Below are 20,936 nucleotides of genomic sequence, written 5' to 3'. Positions count from 1 at the left end.
TCCTACAGGAGTCCCTGCGGCATCGCGACCGCATCGAGGTGGCCTGGGCGGGCGACGACGTTGAGTTGCCCGAGCGATCCTGCGGGCAGGTCCGGGAGCTGCTCGACGGCCGCGAGGAAGCGCTCGAGTTCCGCGTCCTCGACGATGCCCGCGGCGAGCATGCGCAGCTTCGCGATGTAGTCGGCACGGGCGAAGGGGCGGGCGCCGAGGGGATGCGCATCGGCGACGGCGATCTCGTCCGTGATGACCGTCCCGTCGGTCAGGGTGATCTCGACGCGGCCGCCGAAGGCTTTCTCGGCGATGTCGAGCGAGTGGTAGCGCCGCGTCCACTCCGGGTCCTCGACCGTGGTGACCTTGTGCCAGAGGGCCACTGTGTCGGGGCGGGCGGCGCGTTCGGGCGCGTAGGAGTCCTCGTGGTGCCAGCGGCCGTCCTGCAGCGCCACGGTGAAGATGTAGGGGATGGAGTGGTCGAGAGTCTCACGCGAGGCGGTGGGCTCGTACTTCTGCGGGTCGTTGGCACCGGACCCGATGACGTAGTGCGTGTGGTGGGAGGTGTGGATGACGACGGCCGCGACGTTGTCCTGGTCGGCCACCTCGGGGTGGGTACCGTGGAGGCGCCGTGCGAGGTCGATCCAGGCCTGCGCCTGGTACTCCGCCGAGTGCTCCTTGGTGTAGGTGTCGAGGATGGCCCGCTTCGCCTCGCCCCGGGTGGGGAGCGGCACCTCGTAGGCGGCGGTCGGCCCGTCGAGGAGCCAGGCGATCACGCCGTCCTCGCCCTCGTAGATGGGTGTGGGGGAGGTCTGTCCGCGCATCGCCCGGTCGACCGACTCGACGGCCATCTTGCCGGCGAAGGCCGGTGCGTGCGCCTTCCAGGTGGAGATCTCGCCCTTGCGGGACTGGCGGGTGGCTGTCGTCGTGTGCAGGGCCTGGCCGACGGCGTGGAAGATCACGTCGGCCTCGAGGCCGAGCAGGGTGCCGATGCCTGCTGCAGCAGAAGGGCCGAGGTGTGCCACGTGGTCGATCTTGTGCTCGTGCAGGCAGATCGCCTTCACGAGGTCCACCTGGATCTCGTAGCCCGTGGTGATCGCCCGGAGCAGGTCCCGGCCCGAGGCGCCGGTGTGCTGCGCCGTGGCGAGGATCGGCGGGATGTTGTCCCCGGGGTGGGAGTAGTCGGCGGCGAGGAAGGTGTCGTGGTAGTCGAGTTCACGCACGGCCACCCCGTTGGCCCAGGCGGCCCACTCCGCGGACACGGGCTCCGTGACGCCGAAGACGGCTGCGCCGCTGCCGTGGGCGGACACGGGATGACTGAGGGCCTGCGCACGCGCGGCGACGACCGGCGCCCGGTTCAGGGAGGCGATGGCGACGGAGGCGTTGTCGATGATGCGGTTGATGACCATGTCCGCGACGTCGTCGGTGACCTCGACGGGGTCGGTGGCCACCTCGGCGATCTTCCAGGCGAGCTGGCCGGTCTTCGGGAGGTTCTCCTCGCTGCGGTGGACGCGGACGGGGTGCGATTCAACCATGGTGTACCTTTCGTGGATCTCGGAACGGGGTGGGAGGCGACGCCGGGGCGACGGGCGGATCGAGGAGGTGCTGCAGGCTGGTGTGGAGGTGGACGCGCATGGCGGCCTCGGCGAGGTCGGCGTTCCCGGCCGCGACGGCGAGAGCGATCTGCTCGTGTTCGCGGGCGGAGGCGAGCAGCCGTGCCGGATGGTCACGGGCGAGCCGCCGGACTCGGGCGAGGTGCGTCCGGATGGACTTCTGCGCCTGGTACAGGTAGGAGTTGGCGGCTGCTTCGTCGATCGCCCGGTCGAGCCGGGCCGTGAGCGCGTAGTAGTCCTCGTGCCCGCCACCGTGCTCGAGGCTCTGCCCGGCGGAGCGGAACTCCGTGGCCAGGGCATCGAACACCGCCGCCGATCCCCGCACGGCTGCAAGGCGCACGGCCGCACATTCCAGCGGCAGCCGGACGTCGAAGAGATCGGCCACCGCGTCGAGCGAGATGGCGGAGACCACGACGCCGCGCCCGGCATGCGGCGTGGCCAGTCCTTCGGCGACGAGCCGTGAGAGGGCTTCGCGCAGTGGCGTCCGGGAGACGCCGAGGCGTGCGGACTGCTCGACCTCGGCCAGCACGTCGCCGGGAGCGAGCCGCCACTCGAGGATGTCCGAGCGGAGGAAGGCGTAGGCGCGGTCACTCGCTCTCACACCGACCTCCGCCTGTTCGTCGTCGCCGGGGCGCAGCCCGGCCTTCCGCTTGAATGTATACACGGAGCCCCCCAGAAGCAAGGGTCGCGAGCCCAGGTTCAGGACCGCGGGCGTGTCGTGTATACAGGAGCCGCTGAAGCAGCTCAGGGCCCGTGATACTCTCCTCTCCACGCGCAAGGGAGGGCGAGCATGGCTGCAGCAGGGATGGACGCCGGAGGCGGTACCCCGGGGAACGAGTACACGGCGCTGCACGCCGAAAGCCTCGCCGATCCCGAGCGGTTCTGGCTCGCTGCCGCGGAAGCGGTCGACTGGTCGGCCGCACCCACCTCGGCACTCGACACCACGTCCGCGCCCCTCTACCGGTGGTTCCCCTCCGCCACGCTCAACACGAGTCACAACGCCCTCGATCGCCACGTCGACGCGGGACACGGCACGCGGACGGCACTCGTGTACGACTCCGCGATGCTGGGTCTGCGCCGCAGCTACACCTACGCCGAGCTGCGGGACGAGGTGGCGGTCTTCGCGGGCGTCCTCGCCGGGCTCGGCGTCGGCAAGGGTGACCGCGTCCTCGTGTACCTGCCGATGATCCCCGAAGCCGTCATCGCCATGCTGGCGACGGCGCGCCTCGGGGCGGTGCACTCGGTGGTGTTCGGGGGATTCGCCCCCGCCGAACTCGCCGCGCGCATCCGGGACGCCGGACCAGCGGCGGTGGTCACCGCGACGGGCGGCTTCGAGCCGGGTCGCCGCGTCGAGTATCTGCCGGCCGTCCGGGAGGCACTCGCGCTCGCCGGCAGCGGGGGGACGCCCGTGGTCGTGAAGCATCGTGATGGCTTCGACCACAGGGCCGGGACGGATCCGGATGACGTGTCCGGAGACGGCCGTTCCTCCTCGACCGGCTCCTCGACCGCCGGTGGTGACGCGCCGTGGGTCGATTGGGACGACGCCGTCGGGCGGGCCGAGCCGGTCGCTCCCGTCGACGTGGCGGCGACCGATCCGCTCTACATCCTCTACACCTCCGGCACCACCGGCTCCCCGAAGGGCGTGGTGCGGGACAACGGCGGGCACGCCGTCGCGCTGGCCTGGTCCATGCGGAACATCTACGGCATCGGCCCGGGCGACGTCATCGTGACGGCGTCGGACGTCGGCTGGGTCGTGGGGCACTCCTACATCGTCTACGGGCCGCTCCTGGCGGGCGCGACGACGGTGCTCTACGAGGGCAAGCCGGTGGGGACGCCCGACGCGGGTGCCTTCGGCAGGCTGATCGAGGAGCACCGAGCAAAGGTGCTCTTCACCGCGCCGACCGCCCTGCGCGCGATCCGCCGGGCCGATCCCGAGGGCTCGGCGCTCCGCGGCCACGACCTGTCCTCCCTCGATTCGCTCTTCTCCGCCGGTGAACGCCTCGACACCGGGACCTCCGCCTGGATCGGTGGCGTCCTCGGTGTCCCGGTCGTGGACAACTGGTGGCAGACGGAGACCGGCTGGCCCATCTGTGCCAATCCGCGGGGGTTCGGTGGCGTCCCGCTGAAGCCGGGGTCGCCGTCGCTGCCGTCGCCCGGCTTCGACGTGGCCGTCCTGGACGAGAGCGGTGCGCCCCTTCCCGCGGGGCTCGAGGGCAGCATCGCCCTGCGCCTCCCGCTCCCGCCGGGCACCCTGACGACCCTCTGGGGCAGCGATCAGCGGTACCGCGAGTCCTACCTCGAGGCGTTCGACGGCTACTACTCCAGCGGGGATTCCGGCTACCTGGACGAGGACGGCTACGTGTTCGTCATGGGACGCACCGACGACGTCATCAACGTGGCCGGGCACAGGCTCTCCACCGGCGCCATCGAGCAGGTCATCGCGCAGCACCCCGCCGTCGCCGAGTGCGCGGTCCTCGGACTCCACGATCCGCTGAAAGGCCAGCGCGCCAGCGGCTACGTGGTCCTGAAGGCAGGCTCGACCATCGACGCCGAGACGCTCGAAGCGGACCTCGTACACCTGGTGCGCACGACCATCGGACCCGTTGCGGACTTCCGTTCGGCCGTGGTCGTCGATGCGCTGCCGAAGACGCGCTCGGGCAAGATCCTGCGTAAGACCATGCGCCAGATGGCCGCAGGGGAGCAGTACGCCGTCCCGTCCACGATCGAGGATCCTGCCGTGCTCGATGCGCTGGCCCCGCTGCTGCGGCCGACGTCCGCGGACTGACGGTCGCCCGGGCAGCCCGACCCCGTGGGGGAGCGGGACGGGCGTCAGCGCCCGGTGGTGGTCCGCGCCCAGCTGTACTCGAACTCAGGGCGTCCCCGCGTGCCGTAGCGCGGTGTCCTCAGGACGGACCGCTGATCGGCGAGATGTTCGAGGTAGCGCCGCGCGGTCACCCGTGACATCGACAGCGCCTCCGAGACCTCGATGGCGGTGGTCGGGGCGGACTGCTCCTTCAGATGGGCCGACACGGCGCGCAACGTCTCACCGGAGAGGCCCTTGGGGAGCGCCGCGGATGCGACGGTGCGCAGTGAGGCGAAGGCCTGGTCCACCTCGGCCTGCGTGGTCGCCGTCGCCTGGTCGACGAGGCTCTGCCGGAACTCTTGGTAGGCACCCAGCTTCTCGCTGAACGCCGAGTAGGTGAACGGCTTGATGAGGTACTGGACGATCCCCGACGAAATGGCCGAGCGGACCACGTGCAGGTCGCGCACCGCAGTGATGGCGATGATGTCGATCGGGAGGCCCAGCCCGCGCACCCTGCGGATGATGTCGAGCCCGTGGACGTCCGGCAGGTTCATGTCGAGCAGCATGAGGTCGACGGGCGCGCCGGCCTGCCCCGCGGTGTCGCCCACGAGTTGCAGGAAGGCGGCGAGCTCCGCGCCGCTCCGGGCGACCCCGGCGAGCTCGAAACCGTCGAGGCGGCGCACGTACTCCGCGTGCGCGTCCGCGGCCACGGGATCGTCCTCGACGACGAGGACCCGGATGGCGGTCATGCCCGACCGCCACCGGACGCGGGGCGCGCGCCGGTACCGTCGGGTGCGGCCTCGGAGGCTCGTGAGGTGCTCCGCGGGCGAGCAGCGGCATCCGAGGGAGCCGAGGGACCTGTGGGAACCGGTCCGTCCGCCGGTGCGGCGGGTGCAGGGTAGGGGAGCCGGATCGTGAAGCGTGCACCGCCGTCGTCCGTGTCCGTCACCTCCACCACCCCGCCGAAGCGCCGGACGGCCTGGCGGACGAGCGCGAGGCCGATCCCGCGCCCGGCCCCCTGTACCCCCTGGCCGACGACCCCCGTCCGGCTGTGCATCCGGCCGGTGGTCACCCCACCCGTCCTGCCCCTCTGCGGGCCGCCGTCGTGCTTGGTGCTGTAGCCGAAATCGAAGATCTTCGCCTTCTCGGAATCGGGCAGGCCGTGACCGCTGTCCTCCACGACGATCTCGAGGTACGGCGCGGTCCCCTCCGGCGCGAGACGTGTCACGGAGAGGAGCACGCGTGGTTCCTCGGAGGCCGCAGCCTCGTCGAAGGCGTTGTCCAGCAGGTTGCCGATGATCGTGACGAGGTCCACGGGATTGAGGGCACCGGCCTGTGCGTCATGGCCGATCTCCGAGATCAGCTCGATGCCGCGCTCGTTCGCCTGAGCCGCCTTGCCGACCAGCAGCGCCGCGATGAACGGCTCGTCGACCGCCCGGACCACCTCGTCCGTGAGCCGCTGCGACTGCTGCAGGTCCCTCGTCGCGAAATCGAGCACGTCCGCACTCCTGCCGAGTTCCACGAGCGACACGATGGTGTGCAGGCGATTGGCGTGCTCGTGGGTCTGCGAGCGCAGGGCGTCGGTCAGCGTGCGCATCGTCTCGACCTGCCCGGTCAGTGCCTCGATCTCCGTGTGGTCCCGCAGGGTGGTCACCGTGCCCAGAACGGTCGGATGGTGTGAGGCGCGTCCCGCGGGAGCCGGTGGTACGGCGGGTTCCTGGTTCACCACGAGGACCCGGCTGTCGGTCAGGTGCACCTCGTCGTTCGCCCTCCGCCCCGACGCCAGGAGCTCGCGGAGCGACGGCGGCACGGCGAGGTGCGACGCCGGCACCGGCTCCTGCGTGCCGTCGAGCCCCAGCAGCCGTGCAGCCTGGTCGTTGTAGAGGACCAGTCGGCCCTCGGCATCGGTCAGCAGGAGGCCCTCCCGGACCGAGTGGAGGACGGAGTCGTAGAACACGAAGGTGCGCGACAGTTCCGCCGGTCCCATGCCCAGCGTCGCGTCGCTCAGGCGTCGGCTGAGAAGGAAGGACGCGAGGGCGCCGACCGCGAGCGCACCGAGCGCGATCGACGCGACGAGCGGCAGTTGGGCGTTCCGGGCGATCGCCGCGCGGTCCACCGTGATACCGGCCGCGACCATGGCCCGGACGGTCCCGTCGTCGCCCACGATCGGCACGATCGACCGGATCGACGGCCCCAGGGTGCCGGCGTACGTCTCCGTGTGGGTCCCGCCGGCGAGGGCCTCCGCCACCGACCCGATGTACGGCTTGCCGATCTGGTCGGGGTTGCGGTGGGTGTAGCGGGTCCGGTCCGTCGCCATGATGGTGATGAAGTCCACGCCGAGCCGGTCCATGACGCCCACGGCGTAGGGCTGGAGGACGGACGAGGGATCCGGGCCCTCCACGGCCTCGAGGACGGCAGGATCCAGCGCGATCGTCGTGGAGACGGCGACCATGCGCTCGGCCGCCGCGTCGTCCACGCCCTGCGCCGCATCGACGTACAGGATCACGGACAGCGACGCGGACAGCACCAGGATGAAGACGAGCTGAACGAGGAAGTACTGCCGTGCGAGGCTCCATCGACTCACGCGGGGATCCAGCTCCTTCGGGGTTCGTGGGGCACCGGGCGGGTACCGGCGCACGCGGGTCCATGACCAGTATGAACTCAATCGTGATGCGCATCACGCGCGGTGCGATGATCAGGAGGAAGCACCCAACACTACGCTCCCCGGTAGGACCCCGCAGCCGAAGAACGACCTCCGGCGGCCGGCGCCGCCGGGCGGCCGGACACCCAGGGAGAACACCATGGCTATGGCGCCATCGCGGTCCGACAACGGACCCGCCAAGACCCGCAAACGGGTCGACAAGACCCATTTCCTCTACATCGCCGTGATCGCGGCGGTGATTCTCGGCGCGATCCTCGGCCTGGCGGCCCCGGAGTTCGCCAAGTCGCTCAAACCGCTCGGAACGGGCTTCATCAACCTGATCAAGATGATGATCGCACCGATCATCTTCTGCACGATCGTGCTCGGGGTCGGGTCCATCGCGAAGGCCGCGACGGTCGGCAAGGTGGGCGGGCTCGCACTCGGGTACTTCATGGTCATGTCGACCTTCGCCCTGGCGATCGGCCTCGTGGTCGGCAACCTCATCCAGCCCGGCGAGGGACTCGACATCTCGTCGTCGACCTATGAGCTGCCGGCGACTGCCGAGGGTGCACCCGAGGGGACGGTCGGCTTCCTGCTCAGCATCATCCCCACCACCCTGCTCTCCGCACTGACGGGTCCGAGCATCCTGCAGACCCTGTTCGTGGCGCTGCTCGTCGGGTTCGCCCTCCAGAAGATGGGCTCCGCCGGCAAGCCGGTCCTCCGCGGCATCGGCCACATCCAGGCACTCGTCTTCCGGATCCTCATCATGATCATGTGGCTCGCACCCATCGGTGCGTTCGGTGCCATCGCCGCCGTCGTCGGCGAGACCGGGGTCCAGGCCATCGTCAGCATGGCGACGCTCATGATCGCCTTCTACATCACCTGCGCCCTGTTCATCGTCGTCATCCTCGGCGGCCTGCTGAAGATGGTCACCGGGGTGAACATCTTCAAGCTCATGAAGTACCTGGGCCGTGAGTACCTGCTCATCTTCAGCACCTCGTCCTCCGAAGCGGCGCTTCCCCGCCTCATCGCCAAGATGGAGCACCTCGGGGTCTCCAAGCCCGTCGTCGGCGTCACCGTGCCCACGGGCTACTCCTTCAACCTGGACGGCACCGCGATCTACCTGACCATGGCGGCGCTCTTCGTCGCCGAGGCCCTCGGGAAGCCCCTGGCCCTCGGCGAGCAGATCTCGCTCCTGGTGTTCATGATCATCGCCTCCAAGGGAGCGGCCGGGGTCACCGGTGCGGGCCTCGCGACCCTCGCCGGTGGCCTGCAGTCGCACCGGCCGGACCTGGTGGACGGCGTCGGCCTGATCGTCGGCATCGACCGCTTCATGTCCGAGGCCCGCGCGCTCACCAACTTCACCGGGAACGCCGTGGCGACGGTCCTCATCGGGACCTGGACCAAGGAGATCGACCGGGCCCGCGTGGATGACGTGCTCGACGGTCGCGAGCCCTTCGACGAGAGCACGATGACCACGGACCACCGCTTCGACAATGACGAGAACGACGTCGAGGATGGCGCCGAGGCCCACACGGAGGCCGCCGTCCGCGGGACCACCGCTCGCTGACAGCGCGCCACCCCGGGCCGTCCGCCCGACCACCCGACGACGGCGGTGCCCTGGAGCTCATCCAGGGCACCGCCGTCGTCGTTCCCGCGGGGAGCGGTGCATGATCCGGGTGCATCTGGGCCCGTCCCGGGCGTCCGGTGTCCCGCTCGTCCTCCCACCGAGGACCCCCTGAGTGGTCGTCCCGGACGCGGCGGGGAAAGGAACGTTCGACCTCAGGTTGAGGATCAAGGCTCGTCACCCCGGGACCCCCACCTCCGCGGTGCCCCTCCCGGGCGTTGTACGGTTGACCAAGAGAAACGCCGCCCGGCCCCCCTTCCCGGCCGGCGTGCACCGGATTCGATGGAAGCGTGGAGAAACAACGTGAGTACTGAACAGGGTTCCACTCTGCCCGGCGCAGCGGACACGGAGCTCGGTCCGACCGGCCGGCCCGTGACGGAGTTCCCTGAACCCCCCGTCCTCGAGTCCCACGGCCCGGCGCGGGTCATCGCGATGGTCAACCAGAAGGGCGGCGTCGGTAAGACGACGTCGACCATCAACCTCGGCGCGGCGCTCGCGGAAGCCGGCCGCAAGGTCCTGCTCGTCGACTTCGACCCGCAGGGCGCGCTCTCCGCAGGCCTCGGCACGAACCCGCACGAGCTGGACGTGACGGTCTACAACGTGCTGATGGACCGCAAGGTGACCATCCACGACGCCATCCAGCACACCGCGATCGAGAACATCGATCTCCTGCCGGCCAACATCGACCTCTCCGCCGCAGAAGTGCAGCTCGTGAACGAGGTGGCACGCGAGCAGGTGCTCGACCGCGCCCTGCGGAAGGTCGCGGACGACTACGACGTCATCCTCATCGACTGCCAGCCCTCGCTCGGCCTCCTGACCGTCAACGCGCTCACTGCGGCGCACGGCGTCATCATCCCGCTCATCTGCGAGTTCTTCGCCCTGCGCGCGGTGGCCCTGCTGGTCGAGACCATCGAGAAGGTCCAGGACCGGCTGAACCCGCGCCTGCAGATCGACGGGGTACTGGCCACCATGTACGACGCCAGGACGCTCCACAGCCGCGAGGTCATCGCCCGGCTGGTCGAGGCCTTCGGCGACAAGGTCTTCGAGACCGTGATCAAAAGGACCATCAAGTTCGCCGACGCGACCGTCGCAGCGGAGCCGATCACGTCCTACGCCGCCAACCACTCCGGCGCGGATGCCTACCGGCGGCTCGCGAAGGAGCTCATCAGCAGGGGCGGAGCACCCTAGTGCCGGCGCGCACCGGGTCCGCCCGGGCCCGGTAGGTGACCGGGATGGCACGCGCGCAGGCGGGCACCGCTCCGACGACGGCGGCTCCTGCCGCCGTGTTCGCGGTGCAGCTGACGAATTTCAGCGGGCCCTTCGATCTGCTGCTGAACCTCATCTCGCGACGTGAGCTCGACATCACCGAGATTGCCCTCGCCCAGGTGACGGACGAATTCATCGCGCACATCCGCCGCATCCAGGCGGCCGAGGGCGAGTGGAAACTCGACGAGGCGAGCGAGTTCCTCGTGGTCGCAGCGACCCTGCTGGACCTCAAGGCGGCGCGGCTGCTGCCCTCCGGCGCGGTCGAGGACGAGGAGGACATCGCCCTGCTCGAGGCCCGCGACCTCCTGTTCGCCCGGCTGCTGCAGTATCGGGCCTTCAAGGAAGTGGCCCGCCACCTCGCGCAGCGGCTCGAGGAGGAGGACGCGAGGCATCCTCGCGACGTCCCCCTCGAACCGCACCTCACCCGGCTGCTGCCCGAGCTCATCTGGAAGCACACGCCCGCGGACTTCGCCGCCCTGGCCGCGAAGGTCCTCGCCCCACGGCAGGAGCAGCCGTCCGAGGTCGGGATCGAGCACCTGCACGCCCCGGCCGTCAGCGTCCGGGACCAGGCGGTCATCCTGCAGGATCTCCTCCTGACGAGGGGTCCGCTGTCCTTCCGGCAGCTCACCGAGGACGCCGGTTCACGGTTGGTGCTGGTGGTGCGCTTCCTCGCGCTCCTAGAACTCTTCCGCGACGGGGCGATCTCCTTCGACCAGGCAGCCCCGCTCGCCGAACTGCTGGTGCGGTGGAGTGCCGAGGACGGGCACTGGTCCGCGGAAGCGCTGACGAGCGACTTCGAGGCGGAAGGGTTCGATTCGGAGGGGAACGCGGAGGGGAACAGCGACGCACCCGACGGTGGGCAGGGCCCGCGGTCCGCGGGGGAACGGGAGGCGCAGGATGACTGAGCCTGGACCCCCCGCAGGGGATGAACCCGTGCCCGACGTCGATGTCCTGCCCGGCGGGATCCGGGGCGCCGTCGAGGCGATCCTCATGGTCGCGGACCGTCCCGTGACCGACGAACAGGTGGCCGCGGTCCTCGGGCGGCCGACCGCCGAGGTGCACGGGGTCCTCGTGAACCTGCAGCGGGAGTACGACGGCTATACTGGATCAGGCCTCCAGAGCACCGAACCATCCGAACCGCGCGGTTTCGAACTCAGGAACATCGCCGGCGGGTGGCGGATCTTCTCCCGGACGCACTTCACGTCCGTTGTCGCCGACTTCGTGCTCGATGGCCAGACTGCCCGGCTCTCACAGGCAGCACTCGAGACACTGGCGGTCATTGCGTACCGCCAACCCGTCTCCCGTGCCCGGGTGTCCGCCATCCGGGGCGTCAACGTCGATTCCGTGGTCCGTACGCTGCTGCAGCGGGGGCTGGTCGTCGAGCAGGAGACCGATCCCGAGACCGGAGCGGTCCTCTATGGGACCACCATCCTCTTTCTGGAAAGATTGGGACTCGGCAGCGTCGACGAACTGCCGCGGATCGCCCCCCACCTTCCGGGCCTCGAGAGCCTGGGGGAGTACGACGAGACGACGTACTGAGGTGCATCGGCCGGCATCGATCAGCGGTGATCAGGAGCGGGACGGACGGACCGCCCCGAGCAGTGACGAACAGAGCAGTACCTACACGAAGGACGACATGACACAGCAGCCAGGATCCGATTCCGGACGTAACGCGCCGCGCCGCGGCGGGTCCGCCGGTCGACCCGCCGACGCTGACCGTGCACGGACGTCCCCGTCCCGCGGCGAGCGCACCGGCCGCCCGAACACGGGCGGCCCAGGCGAGGGTCGCTCCTTCCCGCCCCGTGACGATCGCGGTGGTCGGGCCGGCGAGGGCCGCCCGAGCCGCTCCGCCGAGGGTCGGCCGGCGCGGTCCGGCCAGGGCCGCCCCGGCACAGGTCGCACCGGCGAGAGCCGCTCCTTCCCGTCCCGTGACGATCGCGGTGGTCGCTCAGGCGAGGGCCGCTCCTTCCCGTCCCGCGACGATCGCGGTGGTCGCACCGGCGGGGGCCGCCCGAGCCGCTCCGCCGAGGGCAGGCCGCAGAGCGGCGAGCGGCGCGAGTCCGCCGACGGTCGAGCGCGTTCGGCCGCAGGCCGTCCCTCGGCCGGCACGCCGTCGGGCCGCTTCGCAGCGAAGCCGGGCAGCCGCGCCGGCAAGCCGGGACGTCCGGGCCAGGCAGGCCCGCGCCAGAAGCCGGCGGGCGCCAAGGCCTTCGGCAAGGAGCGTTTCGGCCAGAACCTCGGCCCCGTGCGGCAGGCCAGGCCCAAGCACTCGGGCCGACCCGCGGATGAGATCGACGTGCACAACCCCGAGGGCGTGCGCCTGCAGAAGGTGATGGCCCTCGCCGGCGTCGCGTCCCGCCGCGTCTGCGAGGAGATGATCCTCGACGGCCGGGTGGAGGTCGACGGCACGATCGTCACCGAACTCGGTGTGCGGGTGGATCCCGAACAGGTCGCCATCCACGTGGACGGCATCCGCCTGCAGCTCAACGAGCACCTGAAGTACTACGTCTTCAACAAGCCCCGCGGCGTCGTGTCCACCATGGAGGACCCCGAGGGCCGCCGCTGCATCAGCGACTTCCTCAAGAACAAGGACAAGAGCGAGCGGCTCTTCCACGTGGGCCGCCTGGACGCCGAGACCGAGGGCCTGCTGCTGCTCACCAACGACGGTGAGCTCACCAACCGCCTCACGCACCCGTCCTACGAAGTACCCAAAACCTATCTCGTCCAGGTCCGCGGCCCCATGGCCCAGGGCATCGGAGCCCAGATGAAGGAGGGGATCGAGCTCGAGGACGGCGTGGCGACGGTGGACTCCTTCAAGCTCGTCGACTCCACCCCCGGCCACATCCTCGTCGAGGTGGTCCTGCATTCGGGACGCAACCGCGTCGTCCGCCGGCTCTTCGACGCCGTCGGACACCCCGTGGAGCGCCTCGTCCGCACCCAGGTGGGTCCCATCCGCGTCGGTGACCAGCGCCAGGGCAGCATCCGCGTGCTCGGCCGCCAGGAGGTCGGACACCTCCTGGCTTCGGTGGGCCTCTAGTCGATGACCATCCGCACGGACCAGGGGACGCACCTCGCCGGTCCCGTCCTCATCGTCGGGGCGGGTCTGCTCGGCGCGAGCATCGGGCTCGGCCTCCGGGCGCGCGGGCTCGACGTCGTGCTGTCCGACAGCTCGCCGTCCACCGAGGCGGTGGCGCGGGACATCGGGGCCGGCAGGCTCCACTCCGAGCTCGACGGCGAATCGTTCGAGCCGGAACTCGTGGTCGTCGCCACGCCCCCTGACGTCACGGCCCGGGTCGTCGCGAAGGCCCTCGTGGCGCACCCCGCCGCCGTCGTGCTGGACATCAGCAGCGTCAAGGAGTCCATCCTGCGGGAGCTCGAGGGCATGCCCGACGCCGCCGGCCACCTCCCGCGCTACGTCGGGACCCACCCGATGGCGGGCCGTGAGAAGTCGGGGCCCGTGGCGGCCCGCGCGGAGCTCTTCTCCGGTGCCCCGTGGGTGCTGTGCGCCCACGCGACGAGCAGGCCGGACGCGGTGCTCCGGGCCGAGTCACTCGCCGTCGACCTCGGCGCGGTCCCCACGCGGATGTCCGCTGGGGAGCACGACGGTGCCGTCGCCCTGATCTCGCACCTCCCGCAGGTCGTGTCCTCCCTGGTCGCGAGCCGGCTGCAGGACTCGCCCGTGCAGGCGCTGGCCCTCGCCGGGAACGGGCTCCGCGATGTCACCCGCATCGCCGCGAGTGATCCGCGCCTGTGGGTGCAGATCCTCTCGGCCAACGCCGGCCGCCTCGTGGACATCCTGTACGGCGTCCGGGAGGACCTCGACCGCCTCATCTCGACGCTCGAGGACCCGACTGCCGGGGGAGCGCGGCTCGACATGGCGCAACTCATGACGGAGGGCAACGCCGGCCAGGCGCGTGTCCCGGGCAAGCACGGCACCCCACCGAATTCGTTCGCGCGGCTGACCGTGCTGGTCGACGACGTTCCCGGGCAGATCGCGAAGCTCCTGACGGAGATCGGCCACACCGGCATCAACGTCGAGGATTTCCGCCTCGAACATTCACCCGGGCGGCAGGTGGGACTCGCGGAGCTCTCGGTCCTGCCCGGCAAGCGGCAAGAACTGACGGAGTCCCTGACCCAGCGGGGCTGGAAGGTAGTGCAGTGATCACCACATCGGCATCAGCAGCATCGGCAGCACCCGCGGCAGGGGATCCGGAGGCGACGGCGGAGCGGGACGCGAGCCCCCATTCGGGGTTCCGCCTCGGGAAGTCGCTCGTCGTGGCGATCGACGGACCCTCCGGTTCCGGGAAATCGAGCGTCAGCCGGGAGGTGGCGCGCCGCCTCCGCGCGGCGTACCTGGACACGGGCGCCATGTACCGCGCGGTGACGCTGCACTGCATCGCCACCGGCGTCGACCTGCAGGACGGCGTGGCCGTGGAGGCCGCCGCCCGCGGCATCGAGCTGTTCATCAGCACGAGTCCCGATCGGGAGTCGGTGACCATCGCCGGTGACGACGTCACGGCCGCGATCCGCGAGCCGGGGGTCTCCTCGGCCGTCAGCGCCGTCGCCACGACCATGGGTGCGCGCGCCGAACTGATCCGCAGGCAGCGTGCGCTGATCGCCGGAGCCGGACACCGCATCGTCGCCGAGGGACGCGACATCACCACCGTCGTCGCCCCCGATGCCGAGGTCCGCATCCTCCTCACCGCGAGCGAGGAGGCCCGCCTGCGGCGCCGTGGCGACCAGCTCGGCGGGACGCAGACGGACGCGCAGCTGAAGCAGCAGGTCATCGACCGTGACGCCAGGGACTCCACGGTCGTCAACTTCCGGCAGGCCGCCGACGGCGTGGTCACGCTCGACTCCTCCGACCTCGACTTCGAGCAGACCGTCGCCGCCGTGCTCGACGTCGTCCGCACCATCGCGCACTGAGCGCGCCTTAAGACTCCGGGCTCGCGCCCACCAGGATCGCCGTCGGGAGACGGCGTACACCAACCGAAGGAAACCAACGATGAGCGAGAACCTTTCGCCGAACGCGACCGGCCACGGGGCCGGGGCCGACGAGGACTACGAGCCGACCGGCGAGGACCAGGTCAGCGAGCTGCTCGAGACCCTCGACGACGCCGAGGCCGAGCAGCGTGCCGCCTCGCTGCGCGCGGGCCTCGAGGACTACGAACTCGACGACGAGGACGCCGCCCTCCTGGCCCGGCAGGACGAGGACTACGACGACGAGGCAGAGGGGCGGCTCAACCCGGTCCTCGCGATCGTCGGCCGCCCCAATGTCGGGAAGTCCACCCTCGTCAACCGCATCCTCGGACGCCGCGAGGCCGTCGTCGAGGACACGCCGGGCGTCACGCGTGACCGCGTGTCCTACCCGGCGCAGTGGACGGGCCACAACTTCACGCTCGTGGACACGGGCGGTTGGGAGCAGGACGCCAAGGGCATCAACGCCCGCGTGGCCGACCAGGCGGAGATCGCCGTCGACATGGCCGACGCCGTGCTGCTCGTGGTCGACGCCACCGTCGGAGCCACGGCGACGGACGAGGCCGTGGTCCGTATGCTGCGCCGCAAGAAGAAGCCCGTCATCCTCGTGGCCAACAAGGTGGACGACATCCAGAACGAGGCCGACGCCTCCGTGCTGTGGGGCCTCGGCTTCGGGCAGCCCTGGCCGGTCTCCGCGCTGCACGGCCGCGGCACCGCCGACATGCTGGACAAGGTCGTCGAGATCCTGCCGGAGTTCTCCGAGCACGGCGGGATCGAGCGGTCCGGAGGCCCCCGACGCGTGGCGCTGATCGGCCGCCCGAACGTGGGCAAGTCCTCGCTCCTGAACAAGCTCGCGGGTTCCGACCGCGTCGTCGTGGACCCCCTGGCGGGCACCACCCGCGATCCCGTGGACGAGATGATCGAACTCGGCGGCCGCACCTGGCGCTTCGTGGACACCGCCGGGATCCGGCGCCGTGTGCACATGCAGCAGGGCGCAGATTTCTACGCCTCCCTGCGCACGCAGTCCGCGCTCGAGAAGGCGGAGGTCGCCGTCGTGCTCCTCGCCGTCGACGAGATCCTCAGCGAGCAGGATGTCCGCATCCTCAACATGGCCATCGAATCGGGCCGCTCGATCGTGCTGGCCTTCAACAAGTGGGACCTGCTCGACGACGAACGCCGCCGGTACCTGGAACGCGAGATCGAGCAGGATCTCGCGCACGTGGACTGGGCTCCGCGGGTCAACATCTCCGCCCTCACCGGATGGCACAAGGACCGGCTGGTCCCGGCCCTCGACGTCGCCCTCGAGTCGTGGGATCGGCGCATCCCGACCGGACGCCTCAACGCGTTCCTCGGCGAACTCGTCGCCGCGCACCCGCACCCCGTCCGCGGGGGCAAGCAGCCGCGCATCCTCTTCGGCACCCAGGCCTCGAGCCGGCCGCCGAAGTTCGTCCTCTTCACGACGGGGTTCCTGGACCCCGGCTACCGGCGTTTCATCACCCGCCGGCTGCGGGAGACGTTCGGTTTCGAGGGAACCCCCATCGAGGTCAGCATGCGCGTCCGGGAGAAGCGCAGCCGCAAGCGCTGACCCCCGGACGGCGCCGTCCGATGTGCCGATCCACCCGGGGAATGCTGTAGTGTTGTCCGAGTGGTTTGGCCCGCTGGACGGGCTGATCGGGATGTGGCGCAGCTTGGTAGCGCACTTGACTGGGGGTCAAGGGGTCGCAGGTTCAAATCCTGTCATCCCGACACTGCAGAGCCCGTCTCCACTGGTTGTGATGACCGGAGGAGGCGGGCTTTTCGCATGCCCGCGGGGGCGGTCCACGGGCGGTCCACAGGGCGTGAGAGGTGCGTCACGGGGCCCGGTGGATATGCCTATACTCGACCAGTACCCGTAGCGGACGGCGCCCGGCGCCGCCGATGAAGACCGCGCGTCCGAAAGGCAACCATGAGCAACATTCCCGATGGCCTGTACTACACCGCGGAGCACGAGTGGGTCAGTGAGCCGGCAGCCGACGGCACGGTTCGTGTGGGTATCACCGACTTCGCACAGGACGCCCTCGGCGACGTCGTCTACGTCCAGATGCCCGAGGCCGGCACGGCCGTCACGGGCGCCGAGGTCATCGGCGAGGTCGAGTCCACCAAGAGCGTCAGCGACATCTATGCCCCGATCACGGGGGAGATCGTCTCGCGCAACGAGGCGCTCGACGACGATCCCTCGCTCATCAACACCGATCCCTACGGTGAGGGCTGGCTCCTGGAGATCAAGGTCTCCGACAGCTCCGCGGTGACGGGCCTGCTGAGTTCAGCCGATTACTCCCAGCAGGTAGGCTAGATCCACCCCCGCGAGGGCGGCAGGACAGGGCAGCAGGGCAGGACGGACTGTTGCACGCAGTAGGGGAGGAACCACCGATGATGCCGAATGACGATCCAGCCGTGAATGGAGAAGAGCCGAACATGACGTCTCCGGAGACAACCACGATCGGTCTGCCCCCGCAGGCCGTGACGACGGAGCTCGAACGGCATCTCACCCGTGAGGAACAGGCTTCGGTCGCAGCGCTTCCCTCGGGTTCCGCACTCCTGATCGCCCATTCCGGACCGAATGCGGGTGCCCGCTTCCTGCTGGACGAGGACATCACGAAGGCCGGTCGTCACCCCAATGCCGACATCTTCCTGGACGACGTGACGGTGTCCCGGCAGCACGCCGAATTCCGGCGGACGGACAGCGGCTTCATGGTCGTCGACACCGGGAGCCTCAACGGGACCTACGTGAATAACGACCGCGTCGACAGCGTCGCCCTCCGCAACGGCAACGAGGTACAGATCGGCAAGTTCCGGCTGACCTTCTATGCCGCCCGTGCCGTCACGGCCCAGGCAGCGCAGCAGACGACAGCGCAGGCCTAGTCCGCTCCATGCCTTCCCAACCCGCCCGCCGGTCCGCCGGCGTCGCTCCAGGTACCTCGGGCGTCCTCACGATCGGCGAGGTGCTCCGCGAGCTCTCCGGCGAATTCCCCCAGGTCACGGCTTCGAAGATCAGGTTCCTCGAGGAGAAGGGCCTGATCGCCCCGCAGCGCACCCGCGCCGGGTACCGCAAGTACACGGGGCACGATGTCGAGCGCCTTCGGTTCGTCCTCGCCCTGCAGCGCGACCAGTACCTGCCGCTCAAGGTCATCAAGGACTACGTCGACGCGATCGACCGGGGTGAACGCCCCGAGTCGCTGCCGGGCGGCATGACGCTCGCGCCGCGCATCGTCTCCGAGCAGCTGTCACGGGAACTCAGCGCCCACGCCCGGCGGCTCACGGCCGAGACGCTCGCGGCCGAGGCCGGTGCCCCGCGGCGGCTCGTGGACGACCTCGTGAGCTTCGGTCTCATCTCTGCCGTCGACAACCGCTTCGACGAGTACGCCCTCAAGATCACGACGGCCTGCGTCCAGCTCGAGCTGCACGGCATCGAGCCCCGCCATCTCCGTCCCTTCCGGGCGGCCGCAGACCGCGAGCTGGGCCTCGTCGAGCGTGTCGTCGCTCCCGTCGCCTCCCGCAAGGACGTCGCGTCGAAGGCCCGTGCGGCCGAGACGGCACGGGAGATCAGCGAGCTCTGCCTCGGGCTGCACAGCGCCCTCGTGAACAGCCACATAGCCCGGATGGACAGTTAGGCGGCCACCCCGTGATCGAAGTAGAAGTCGTGGGAGTGCGGATCGAGTTGCCCTCGAACCAGCCCCTGGTCCTCCTCCGCGAGTCGTCGGGGGAACGGCACCTGCCCATCTGGATCGGCGCCCCGGAAGCCAGCGCCATCGCCTTCGTCCAGCAGGGGATCGTGCCGCCCCGGCCGATGACGCACGACCTGCTGGTCGACGTCGTCGCCGCCGCCGGCAAGGTGATCACCGAGGTGCGCATCACCTCGGTGGAGGACACCGTGTACCACGCCCAACTCGTCTTCAGTGATGGCGTGACGGTCGGTTCGCGCGCCTCGGACGCGTTGGCGGTGGCGCTGCGTGTGCCGTGCCCCATCTTCTGTGCCGACGAGGTCCTGGCGGTTGCCGGCGTGGAGATCGCCGACGCCGATGCGGAGGACGGCGCGGACGGCGCCACCGGGGAGACGGCGGAGAAGGAGGTCCTCCAGTTCAGGGAGTTCCTCGCCGATGTGGAGCCCGAGGATTTCGAGCGCTGAGGACGGCCTCCGACACGCCCATGCTTGTGGGGCTCGGTCTTTGACCTCAGCCCTCCCGCGATCTAACGTCGGAGCATACAGTTCCCATTGCGTGTGTGGTGGACTCGGGGCACACTTGGTGCACATCCTGAGGTTCCGTCCAGAGCATCTTCCCCGGGAACACTACGAGGAGGCAGCACGTGAGTCCGAAGGGTGACGCCGGCAAGGCAGCCAGCCCGGCAGGCGCTGGCGTCCCAGCAAGCGCCCAGGGCTTACTGTTCACGGAAGACCTCCCCGTCCTCGATGAAGATGCCGGGTATCGCGGTCCCACCGCCTGCAAGGCTGCGGGCATCACCTACCGCCAGCTCGACTACTGGGCGCGGACCGGCCTCGTCGAACCCGCCGTCCGCGGTGCCTCCGGGTCCGGCACGCAGCGGCTGTACGGCTTCCGGGACATCCTCGTGCTCAAGGTCGTCAAGCGGCTGCTCGACACCGGTGTCTCCCTGCAGCAGATCCGCACGGCCGTCGAGCACCTGCGCGAGCGCGGGGTCGAGGACCTTGCGCAGATCACCCTGATGAGCGACGGCGCGAGTGTGTACGAGTGCACCTCCGCCGACGAGGTGATCGACCTGGTGCAGGGCGGACAGGGTGTCTTCGGCATCGCCGTCGGCCGGGTCTGGCGTGAGGTCGAGGGAAGCCTCGCCGCGCTTCCGAGCGAGCATGCGCTGGAGCAGGAATTCCCGGGCGACGAACTGAGCAAGCGCCGCGCCACCCGCAAGATCAGCTAGCTCCCCGCAGGAGTCGGGCGGGGTCGAACCGCATCCCCTCCAGCAACGCGGCGGTCGATCCCGGCAAGGCTCCGGAGCCGTCAACGGCGCCCGCTGCGGCTCCTCATCCTCCCGGTATCCAGAACGCCCCTGAGCAGCTCGTCGAAGTAGCCCGACGCCTGGCGGGCGGAATCGCCCGGCCAGTGGTGCACCGCGTGGGCAGCACCCTGGATCTGCTGCCAGTCGGCCTGATCGGGGATGGTCGGCGTCAGGAGGAGGTCACCGAACATCTGCCTCATCTCGGCAAGGCGGAACGCGTGCTCGTTGGAGGTGGCGCGGACCTTGTTCGCGACGATCCCGGCGGTGGTGAGGCCGGGGGCGAACTCGCGCCGGAACAGCTCGAGGGCGCGCATGGTCCGCTCGGTGCCGGCGACGGAGAAGAGGGCGGGCTCGGCCACCAGGACCACCTTGTTGCTCGCCGTCCAGGCGATGCGGGTGAGACCGTTGAGGGACGGCGGGCAGTCGATCAGCACGAGGCTGTACCCCGTGATCCTCGAGAGGAGCGTGGCCAGGCGTCGCTGGTCCCGCCGCCCGAGGTCCGGCCTGTCGTAGATGCCGGAGTACGCAGAGCCCATGGCGACGTCGAGGACCGAGGGGGACGACCCGGACCGCCCGGCCGCCGTCGCGACCCAGCCGGCCGGGACGGTGTTCGCTCCGAGGTCCGCGCGCCGGGGGTTCTTGAGCAGCCGCCCGATGTCCGTCCGGCCCAAGGGTCTGACGCCGAGACCGGTGGTCGCGTCAGCGTGGGGATCGAGGTCGACGACGAGGGTGGGGTTCCCTGCTGCCAGTGCGGCGGACGCCAGCCCCAGGGTGACCGACGTCTTGCCCACGCCGCCTTTGAGGCTGCTGATACTGACTACCTGCACGTGGTGAACCCATACCTGTCTCTGGCCGCCGCCGGGGCATGCGGCTGTCCTTGACGCCCCGGTCAATCATAGGCGGAACCGCTCATCCGCCCTGATCTGCGCCCGTCCGGCGGCCGTGCGGAGGGCACGTCCGCGGGCCGGGACGTCCGCTGGACCAGGCTGTGCCGGCGGGTAGGATCATGCC

19 protein-coding genes and 1 tRNA gene are annotated in these 20,936 nt (G+C 70.1%); 15 read left to right on the top strand and 5 right to left on the bottom strand.

What is annotated here, in order from left to right; translation table 11 throughout:
* Nucleotides 1-2 precede the first annotated feature (2 nt).
* Nucleotides 3-1,523: an MmgE/PrpD family protein gene (locus ASF21_RS16125; RefSeq protein WP_055773572.1), complete on the bottom strand. Its 1,521-nt coding sequence runs from the start codon at nucleotides 1,521-1,523 to the stop codon at nucleotides 3-5.
* Nucleotides 1,516-2,202 carry a GntR family transcriptional regulator gene (locus ASF21_RS16120; protein ID WP_055773593.1) on the bottom strand — a complete coding sequence of 229 codons (687 nt, stop codon included), beginning with the start codon at nucleotides 2,200-2,202 and terminating at the stop codon, nucleotides 1,516-1,518. Before ASF21_RS16120 ends, ASF21_RS16125 begins: the two co-directional genes overlap by 8 nt.
* 189 nt (nucleotides 2,203-2,391) lie before the next feature.
* On the opposite strand from ASF21_RS16120, the gene ASF21_RS16115 reads away from it, so the two are divergent.
* Nucleotides 2,392-4,386 carry an AMP-binding protein gene (locus tag ASF21_RS16115; protein ID WP_414826635.1) on the top strand — a complete coding sequence of 665 codons (1,995 nt, stop codon included), beginning with the start codon at nucleotides 2,392-2,394 and terminating at the stop codon, nucleotides 4,384-4,386.
* Nucleotides 4,387-4,430: 44 nt separating this feature from the next.
* Here the strand turns inward: ASF21_RS16115 and ASF21_RS16110 are convergent, their stop codons facing one another.
* Both ASF21_RS16110 and ASF21_RS16105 read right to left on the bottom strand, forming a co-directional pair.
* Nucleotides 4,431-5,153 (bottom strand): response regulator, encoded by a 723-nt coding sequence (locus ASF21_RS16110; protein WP_055773570.1) that lies wholly within the window; start codon nucleotides 5,151-5,153, stop codon nucleotides 4,431-4,433.
* Nucleotides 5,150-6,988: a sensor histidine kinase gene (locus ASF21_RS16105; protein WP_082471660.1), complete on the bottom strand. Its 1,839-nt coding sequence runs from the start codon at nucleotides 6,986-6,988 to the stop codon at nucleotides 5,150-5,152. Before ASF21_RS16105 ends, ASF21_RS16110 begins: the two co-directional genes overlap by 4 nt.
* Before the next feature lie 223 nt (nucleotides 6,989-7,211).
* Here ASF21_RS16105 and ASF21_RS16100 point away from each other — a divergent pair, with 223 nt between their 5' ends.
* The 14 genes from ASF21_RS16100 (at nucleotide 7,212) to ASF21_RS16035 (ending at nucleotide 19,847) form a co-directional block, all read left to right on the top strand.
* The gene (locus ASF21_RS16100; RefSeq protein WP_055773568.1) at nucleotides 7,212-8,615 is read left to right on the top strand and encodes a cation:dicarboxylate symporter family transporter; all 1,404 of its coding nucleotides are present in this window, start codon (nucleotides 7,212-7,214) and stop codon (nucleotides 8,613-8,615) included.
* A 360-nt stretch (nucleotides 8,616-8,975) separates the two neighbouring features.
* Nucleotides 8,976-9,860 (top strand): ParA family protein, encoded by an 885-nt coding sequence (locus ASF21_RS16095; RefSeq protein ID WP_055773566.1) that lies wholly within the window; start codon nucleotides 8,976-8,978, stop codon nucleotides 9,858-9,860.
* A 44-nt stretch (nucleotides 9,861-9,904) separates the two neighbouring features.
* Nucleotides 9,905-10,843, top strand: a complete 939-nt coding sequence (locus ASF21_RS16090; protein WP_055773564.1) for a segregation and condensation protein A — start codon at nucleotides 9,905-9,907, stop codon at nucleotides 10,841-10,843.
* Nucleotides 10,836-11,477: an SMC-Scp complex subunit ScpB gene (gene scpB / locus ASF21_RS16085; protein ID WP_055773563.1), complete on the top strand. Its 642-nt coding sequence runs from the start codon at nucleotides 10,836-10,838 to the stop codon at nucleotides 11,475-11,477. Before ASF21_RS16090 ends, scpB begins: the two co-directional genes overlap by 8 nt.
* 97 nt (nucleotides 11,478-11,574) lie before the next feature.
* On the top strand, nucleotides 11,575-12,975 hold the full coding sequence (locus ASF21_RS16635) for a pseudouridine synthase (protein ID WP_082471664.1): 1,401 nt from the start codon (nucleotides 11,575-11,577) through the stop codon (nucleotides 12,973-12,975).
* Between the two features lie 3 nt (nucleotides 12,976-12,978).
* Nucleotides 12,979-14,100, top strand: coding sequence for a prephenate dehydrogenase (locus ASF21_RS16075; RefSeq protein ID WP_055773561.1), 1,122 nt, complete (start codon nucleotides 12,979-12,981; stop codon nucleotides 14,098-14,100).
* Nucleotides 14,101-14,213: 113 nt separating this feature from the next.
* Nucleotides 14,214-14,864 (top strand): (d)CMP kinase, encoded by a 651-nt coding sequence (gene cmk, locus ASF21_RS16070; protein ID WP_055773590.1) that lies wholly within the window; start codon nucleotides 14,214-14,216, stop codon nucleotides 14,862-14,864.
* Between the two features lie 79 nt (nucleotides 14,865-14,943).
* On the top strand, nucleotides 14,944-16,500 hold the full coding sequence (gene der / locus ASF21_RS16065; RefSeq protein WP_055773560.1) for a ribosome biogenesis GTPase Der: 1,557 nt from the start codon (nucleotides 14,944-14,946) through the stop codon (nucleotides 16,498-16,500).
* An 87-nt stretch (nucleotides 16,501-16,587) separates the two neighbouring features.
* Nucleotides 16,588-16,661, top strand: a tRNA-Pro gene (locus ASF21_RS16060).
* Nucleotides 16,662-16,860: 199 nt separating this feature from the next.
* Nucleotides 16,861-17,247, top strand: coding sequence for a glycine cleavage system protein GcvH (gene gcvH, locus ASF21_RS16055; RefSeq protein ID WP_055773558.1), 387 nt, complete (start codon nucleotides 16,861-16,863; stop codon nucleotides 17,245-17,247).
* Between the two features lie 122 nt (nucleotides 17,248-17,369).
* Nucleotides 17,370-17,816 (top strand): FHA domain-containing protein, encoded by a 447-nt coding sequence (locus ASF21_RS16050; RefSeq protein ID WP_235499063.1) that lies wholly within the window; start codon nucleotides 17,370-17,372, stop codon nucleotides 17,814-17,816.
* Nucleotides 17,817-17,824: 8 nt separating this feature from the next.
* Entirely contained in the window at nucleotides 17,825-18,565 is a 741-nt protein-coding gene (locus ASF21_RS16045; protein WP_055773554.1) for a MerR family transcriptional regulator, read from the top strand.
* Between the two features lie 11 nt (nucleotides 18,566-18,576).
* On the top strand, nucleotides 18,577-19,080 hold the full coding sequence (locus tag ASF21_RS16040) for a bifunctional nuclease family protein (RefSeq protein ID WP_055773552.1): 504 nt from the start codon (nucleotides 18,577-18,579) through the stop codon (nucleotides 19,078-19,080).
* 179 nt (nucleotides 19,081-19,259) lie between these two features.
* Nucleotides 19,260-19,847, top strand: a complete 588-nt coding sequence (locus ASF21_RS16035; protein ID WP_055773550.1) for a MerR family transcriptional regulator — start codon at nucleotides 19,260-19,262, stop codon at nucleotides 19,845-19,847.
* 80 nt (nucleotides 19,848-19,927) lie between these two features.
* On the opposite strand, the gene ASF21_RS16030 is transcribed toward ASF21_RS16035, so the two are convergent.
* A complete protein-coding gene (locus tag ASF21_RS16030; RefSeq protein ID WP_055773548.1) occupies nucleotides 19,928-20,752 on the bottom strand; it encodes a ParA family protein in 825 nt (274 codons plus the stop codon).
* Nucleotides 20,753-20,936 lie beyond the last annotated feature (184 nt).

This window comes from Arthrobacter sp. Leaf234, from assembly GCF_001422665.1.
Lineage (GTDB): Bacteria > Actinomycetota > Actinomycetes > Actinomycetales > Micrococcaceae > Arthrobacter_D.
This window is presented reverse-complemented; position numbering and strand designations above follow the sequence as displayed.